Here is a 6,967-nt window from a genome sequence, read left to right on the forward strand (position 1 = left end):
CATTATTTGCCTTTCTATGCTATATTAATAATTAGGAAAGTAATGAAAGGAAGAAAAATAATGAGTAAAAATAATGTTTTACCAATTATCGTTGAAATCCCTAAGGGGTCTGGTCATAAATATGAATATGATCTTAAAACAGGACGAATTGTTTTAGACCGGGTTTTATATGGTGCTAATTTTTATCCAGGAGAATATGGTTTTATTGAAAACACATTAGATTGAGATGGTGATCCCCTTGATGTAATTTCATTAAGCACTTACCCCACAATTCCTGGTTGTCAAATCAATGTTCGTATTTTAGGAACAATTAATATGATTGATAACGGGGAAATTGACACAAAATTAATGGCTGTGATGGCTGATGATCCGCGTTTTAATCATATTCAAACTTTAGAAGATGTTCCATTAGCAATACGAAATGAAATTAAAACTTTCTTTTTACAATATAAAACTTTGCAAAAAAAAGAAGTTAAAATTAATGGTTGAAGTGGCTTAGACCAAGCTTTAAAAGAAATTAAAGAATGTCAAGAACGTTATTTAGAATACAAAGATATTTTAGAAACAAAAGGAAAAGATGCTGTAATGAAAATTTGAAAAGAAAAAGGATTAGGGCAAATTTAAACAAATAAAAACTAGTGTTGACACTAGTTTTTTTATTGTCTTATTTCTTTTCAATTAATTTTTCTGAAATTATGGCAACAATTTCTTCTGGTGTTTTATGATTGGCATCAATAACTAAAAAATTAAACTTATCTTTTGAGCGTTCATATCATTCCTCATATTTTCGGTTTAATAATGTTCAATAAGCGCTGCCAATATTTTGTTCACTAGCTCGGCCTCTTTTGGTAATTCGTTCAATTGCTATTTCTGGATCAACTCGTAAATAAACAACTAATTCTGGTTTAATGTTTTCATCTAAATATAAACTTTGTAAAACAACAACATCATAAAATTCTTTATAAACTTTATAATCTGTTGTATTCATATATCCTAGTTCATATAAGACATCAACAAAAATTGGATCCTCTAAAATACTACGGTCAAAAATAATATTAGATGTTATTTTTGCTTGTTTTAATTGTTTACTACGCGCCATTACCATATATACTTGCATTTTAAAAGCCATATCTTTTGGATCAGCATAATACTGATCTAAATATGGATTTTCCTCAACTGGCTCATCCATTACCATATAATGATGTTTTTCTCCCAATAGCTTACTAACAGTTGATTTCCCTACTCCAACAACTCCTGCTAATGTAATCCGCATTGTTTTTTTCTCCTTTATTTTGTTTTTAAGTGTGATGCTATTCCAAAAAAACGTTTAATTTCTTTGGGTTTTAAATAACGTCATTCACCAGGCTTTAATGTTTCATCTAATTGTAAAAAACCGATTGCAATTTAATAACTTCATGTCCTAATGCTTGTATCATTTTTTTAACTTGATGTTTTCTGCCTTCATAAATTGTTAATAGAAGAATCGAAACATTTTTTGCTTCTTCATATTTTACTAATTTTGCTTGCGCTTTGCTTGTTATAATTCATGGTTCAATTTCAAGTCCTGTTGCTAATTTTTGTAGTTGTTGTTTTGAAAGATAACCAGAAACCAAAACATGATATGTCTTATTAATAATATGACTTGGGTGTGTAATAATATTAGTAAATTCTCCATCATTAGTCAATAGCAAAAGCCCACTAGTATCATAGTCTAAACGACCCACCGGATAAATTCGCTCTGAAACACTTAACATAGTTTAAAACTGTTTTGCGATGTTGCGGGGCCCATAACATCGTTGAAACACAATTTCGTGGTTTATTCAACATCAAATAAACCTTATTTGCATTTTTATTCGTAAGGATTTGATTGTTTATCTGTATTTGATCATTTTTGCTAACTTTAGTACCCAACGTTGTTACCACAATATTATTAACTTTAACTTGTCCTTGAATAATTAATTCTTCTGCTTTTCGTCGTGAACAATAACCTTTTGCTGCAATAACTTTTTGTAAGCGTTCCATTATTTAAATAAATCCTGTTCTTTTTCTATCACAGTTTCCTTAATTTGTGGTAAATCTGCTAAAGAAGTTAAATTAAAAACTTTTAAAAATTCTTCAGTAATATGATATGTCATTGGTTTCCCTGGTAATTCGCTTTTACCAACTTCATCAATTAAATCACGTACACGTAATTTGTTAATAACACTGTCAGAATTAACTCCCCGTAACTCTTCAATTTCTGGTTTACTAATGGGTCCACGATAGGCAATAATTGCTAATGTTTCTAATGCTGCTTGTGATAAACGTGCTTCTATTTTATTATTAGCTAATTTTAAATAAAATTGATAATATTCTTGCTTTGTTGCTAAGCGATATTTATCAGCAAAAGATGTTATTGTTAATCCACGATTATTATTAGTTTGATATTCTACTTTTAATTTTGCTAAAACCTCCTCACACTGAGGAACAGAAATTTCAAGAATATGAGCAATTTCTTTTAAATTAATTCCTTCATCACCGCTGATAAATAATAGTCCTTCTAAAACAGCCATTTTTTCATTTAAATTCATCTAATTTAATTCCCCTCTTTCTGTAAGTATGGTCTAATGTAAATTGCTTCTAAATGTTGGTATTGCTCAATTTCAATTTTTTGATGACGAGCTAAATCTAACAAAGCAATAAAACAAGCAACAAAAACTTGTAATGATAAAGTAAAATTACCTAGCAATTCTTCTAATGTTCATTCTTTATCATCTTGCGCTAATAATGCCATAATTCGCTCCGCCATTTCTTCTGGAGAAACTTCAGTAATAACAACATTTGATTCTAATGGTTTTGCTGCATTAATTCGTTCTAACATTTTTAAAAAACTATTAGTTAATTTATCAATATTAATTTTTGGCGATAATGGTAAATCTTCTTCTTTAATTTGATTTCCTTTAATAATTGTTCGTGGTTTTGACAAATAGCGAATTCCCTCTTGATGTTGATCTTTAAAATATTGACTAACTTCTTTAATTTTTTTATATTCTAGTAAACGATTAATTAGTTCATCACGAGCATCTTTTTCATAATTATCATCAATTTCAACTTCTTCTTTTGGTAACACTAATTTTGTTTTTGTCTCAACTAAATAACTTGCCATTGTTAAATATTCTGATGCAATTTCAATATTTAATTGTTCCATTTCTCTAATATACGCTAAAAATTGATCAGTAATTTCTGTCAATTTAATTGCAAAAAGGTCCATCTCCTTTTCTTTAACTAAATGCAACAATAAATCTAATGGTCCTGAAAAATTATCAAGTTTTACTTCATAGCGCGGCAAATGTAACATTCTTTCTCTCCCATGTTTATTTTCTTAGTTAATAATACCGCTATTTTAAAAAAAATTAAAGATATTAAAACAAAAAAGTGATTAACTTAAAGCATCACTTTTATTGAATTATCTCATAAACTAATTCTTCTTGTGGTGGTTTTGTTGAAACAATTCGAAAAGTTCGTTGTGCTCAATCATAAACTGGGGCAGTAACATAACGGTTAGTATATAAAGTCATTACAACATCATTTTTTGCAACTTTTTCACCAGTTTTTTTGTTTAAATAAATACCAGCATGATAATCAATTGTTTCATCTTTTGTATTACGGCCAGCTCCTAAACGAACAGCTAATAATCCTAACTCATTAGTATCAATAATTTCCATAAATCCCGATTGGGTTGCTTTAATTTCAACTATATTTTTTACTTTTAATACTTCTTTTAAAGTTAAATCATTATCAATAAAACTTAAATCTCCACCTTGCTCGTTCACAAAAGCACGTAAGTAATTTAACGGCTCTTCTGTTTGTAATTTTTTTTCACAAGCTTTAACTGCCATTGCTAAATCTTTAAAAAGCCCTGCTTGGCATAAACTTAAAGCTGCTGCTTCACATACAATGTAAGTCAAATCATCAGGTCCTTTTCCTCGTAATGTTTGTAATGCTTCATAAATTTCAATTGCATTACCGATAGTACGGCCTAATGGTTCTGTCATATTAGTAATTTCAGCAGCAATCTTCTTATTAAATTTAATTCCAAGTTCAACCATAATTTGTGCTAATTTCCGTGCATCAGATATTGTTTTCATAAAAGCGCCACTACCACATTTAACATCTAACACAATTCCATCACTACCGGTCGCAATTTTTTTACACATAATACTTGCTGCCACTAATGGTAATGAATCAACTGTTGCCGTCACATCCCGTAAGGCATAAATCTTTTTATCAGCAGGAACAAGATTATCAGATTGAGCCATAATTGATAAATTTGTTTTATTAATAACATCCTTAAATTCATTAAAAGAAAGTTCAACTTTAAAACCAGGAATACTTTCCAACTTATCAATTGTTCCTCCTGTTTGGCCTAATCCCCGTCCTGACATTTTTGCCACTTTTAAACCAAATGCAGCAACTAAAGGCGCATAAATTAAACTAACCTTATCACCAACTCCACCAGAAGAATGCTTATCAACTTTAAAACCAGGAATTGTAGTTAAATCATATACTTCCCCTGAATTAATCATTGCTTCAGTTAAAAACGAAATTTCTGTAACTGACATTGATTGAAAATAAATTGCCATTAAAAAAGTTGACATTTGATAATCTGGAATAATCCCTGATGTATATCCTTTGACAATAAAGCTAATTTCTTCTCGTGATAACTCTTGTCCATTTTTCTTTTTATCAATTAATTCTAAAATATTCACTATTCGATACCTTCTTTTTTTAAGTCGTTTTTTTCTTTAATGAAGTTTTATATTCTTCATAAGCTTTTTTATGATCAACATCTTGATATTGATCAATTCCTTTTTGAATAATTTGTTTAACATTATTTGCAATTAATTCAGTTGATTTGGTCATAAACGTATCTGGCTTAATTGGCTTATGAAACACAACATGAACATACTTTTTCCCTCTTTTTTTAAATTCTTTATTAAAAATTGGATAAGAGTTAACAATTGAAACAGGAATAATTGGAACATGTGCTTTCTGGGCAATTTTAAAACTTCCAGCATGAAATTCTCCCATTTCTTGCCTGCAACTTCGTGTTCCTTCCGGAAAAACAACCATTGTTCGTGGTACACGAATTAAATCATTTGCCTCTTTAATAACTTCTAAGGCCTGACGAGGGTTTTCCCGATCTAAAAATAAAACATCAATTAATGTTAAGAAATTTCGATATGTTCGATTATCTTGTAATTCTTTTTTAGCAATAAATGCACAAGGTGCGGTTTTATTAAAATCATTTAGAGCAAATAATAATGCCGGATCCACATTCGATTGATGATTTGCAATCATTAAACAACCCTTATCAATTCAATTATCACGATCATGAACAATTATTTTAACATCGTGTACTCATAACATATAGCGTGTTCGTTTTTGTAATCAATGATAACGATATTCTTCTGAAACAATATTTGGATCTCGTTTAATTTTTTTACTAATACTTCTTGCCTTAGTAATTGTTCGTAAAAATCGTGGTCATGTCAGAAGAATTTTTCAAATATTTAACATTTTAACTTTGTTCCTTTCTTTTATAATATTTTATTACAAATTGCTGATATTCGTTTGATTTAATTAAAGTAAATTGGTTTAAATCAAACGAAGGAAAATAAGTATCACCTTGATATTTTCCCTTAATATAACTAATGATTAATTCATCAGCATATGGTAATGTTGCCTCATAATTTTTTTTCCCCCCACAAATATAAATATCTTCGTTTGGATTTTGATGATAAAAATTAATAATTGCTGTTAAATCAGTTACTAATTCCACATCCGGATGATTAATTTGATAATCAAGTTGTCTTGTTAAAACTAATGTTTTTCGTTTCGATAATGGTCGTCCAATTCCTTCATAAGTTAATCGACCAAATAAAATTGTTTGCCCTAATGTTGTTTCTTTAAAATGCTGTAATTCTTCTCTTAAATGTCATGGTAATTGGTTATTTTGACCAATTAAATTATTTTCATCCATTGCTCATAATAACTTAATCATTATACTGCGACAGTTCCTTTAATTAATGGGGCTGAGTCATAATTTTCCAACATAATATCTTCAAATTTAAAATCAAATAACGAAATAATGGTTTGATTTAACTTCAAAGTTGGTAATTTTCGCGGAGAACGTGTTAATTGTTCTTTAATTTGATTAAAATGATTTTTATAAATATGACAATCTCCTAAAGTATGGACAAAATCGCCAACATCTAAACCAACAACTTGGGCAATTAAATGGGTTAATAAAGCATAACTTGCTATATTAAAAGGGACTCCTAAAAAAACATCCGCACTACGTTGATATAATTGACAACTTAATTTATTATCTTTTGAAACATAAAACTGAATTAAAGTATGACATGGTGGTAAAGCCATCTCATCAACTTCTGCTGGATTTCAGGCACTAATAATATGACGACGTGAATATTGATTCTTTTTTAAATTTTCTAATAATTTTGCTAACTGATCAACTCCGTTAAAGTTTCGTCATTGTTTCCCATATACTGGTCCTAAATCACCAAATTCAGCAGCAAAATTTGCATCAGTTTTAATTTTTTCAACAAATTCAGTTAATGTTTCATTATTATATTTTGCTGATGCTTGATATTTTTCATATGGTCATTCATTTCAAATTCGAACATCATGATCTACTAAATATTTAATATTAGTATCGCCTTTAATAAATCATAATAATTCATAAACTACTGACTTAAAATGAACTTTTTTTGTTGTTAAAAGTGGAAAGCCTTTGCTTAAATTAAAACGCATTTGATAACCAAAAAAAGAAATTATTCCCGTATTTGTTCGATCATCTTTTTCTTGCCCGTGTTCTAAAATAAAACGAGCCATATTAAGATATTGTTCCATCATTTTCACCCTATTTTCTATTCTCATATACTTAAATCTTACCTTATTTAAAAAT

Annotated in this window: 8 protein-coding genes and 1 pseudogene; 1 reads left to right on the forward strand and 8 read right to left on the reverse strand. The window is 29.0% G+C overall.

The window, feature by feature from the left end:
• The first annotated feature begins 60 nt into the window (after positions 1-60).
• Entirely contained in the window at positions 61-624 is a 564-nt protein-coding gene (locus EHV01_RS06640) for an inorganic diphosphatase (protein WP_400248927.1), read from the forward strand.
• Between the two features lie 40 nt (positions 625-664).
• On the opposite strand, the gene EHV01_RS06645 is transcribed toward EHV01_RS06640, so the two are convergent.
• From EHV01_RS06645 to thyA, 8 genes and pseudogenes are all read right to left on the reverse strand, one after another.
• Entirely contained in the window at positions 665-1,273 is a 609-nt protein-coding gene (locus EHV01_RS06645; RefSeq protein ID WP_400248928.1) for a deoxynucleoside kinase, read from the reverse strand.
• 14 nt (positions 1,274-1,287) lie between these two features.
• Positions 1,288-2,022: pseudogene (locus tag EHV01_RS06650) on the reverse strand (pseudouridine synthase).
• Positions 2,022-2,570, reverse strand: a complete 549-nt coding sequence (scpB, locus tag EHV01_RS06655) for an SMC-Scp complex subunit ScpB (RefSeq protein WP_422066770.1) — start codon at positions 2,568-2,570, stop codon at positions 2,022-2,024. The pseudogene EHV01_RS06650 and the gene scpB overlap by 1 nt, the downstream one beginning before the upstream one ends.
• Before the next feature lie 5 nt (positions 2,571-2,575).
• Positions 2,576-3,337, reverse strand: a complete 762-nt coding sequence (locus EHV01_RS06660) for a segregation and condensation protein A (protein ID WP_422066771.1) — start codon at positions 3,335-3,337, stop codon at positions 2,576-2,578.
• Positions 3,338-3,437: 100 nt separating this feature from the next.
• Positions 3,438-4,748 carry a thymidine phosphorylase gene (locus tag EHV01_RS06665; RefSeq protein WP_422066772.1) on the reverse strand — a complete coding sequence of 437 codons (1,311 nt, stop codon included), beginning with the start codon at positions 4,746-4,748 and terminating at the stop codon, positions 3,438-3,440.
• A gap of 19 nt (positions 4,749-4,767) precedes the next feature.
• Entirely contained in the window at positions 4,768-5,559 is a 792-nt protein-coding gene (locus EHV01_RS06670) for a lysophospholipid acyltransferase family protein (protein WP_422066773.1), read from the reverse strand.
• A gap of 1 nt (position 5,560) precedes the next feature.
• Entirely contained in the window at positions 5,561-6,043 is a 483-nt protein-coding gene (locus EHV01_RS06675; protein WP_422066774.1) for a dihydrofolate reductase, read from the reverse strand.
• Positions 6,043-6,912, reverse strand: a complete 870-nt coding sequence (thyA, locus tag EHV01_RS06680; RefSeq protein ID WP_422066775.1) for a thymidylate synthase — start codon at positions 6,910-6,912, stop codon at positions 6,043-6,045. Before thyA ends, EHV01_RS06675 begins: the two co-directional genes overlap by 1 nt.
• Between the last annotated feature and the right edge of the window lie 55 nt (positions 6,913-6,967).

This window comes from Spiroplasma sp. hy2 (assembly GCF_044714365.1).
In the GTDB taxonomy this organism is placed as follows: domain Bacteria; phylum Bacillota_I; class Bacilli_A; order Mycoplasmatales; family Mycoplasmataceae; genus Spiroplasma; species Spiroplasma phoeniceum.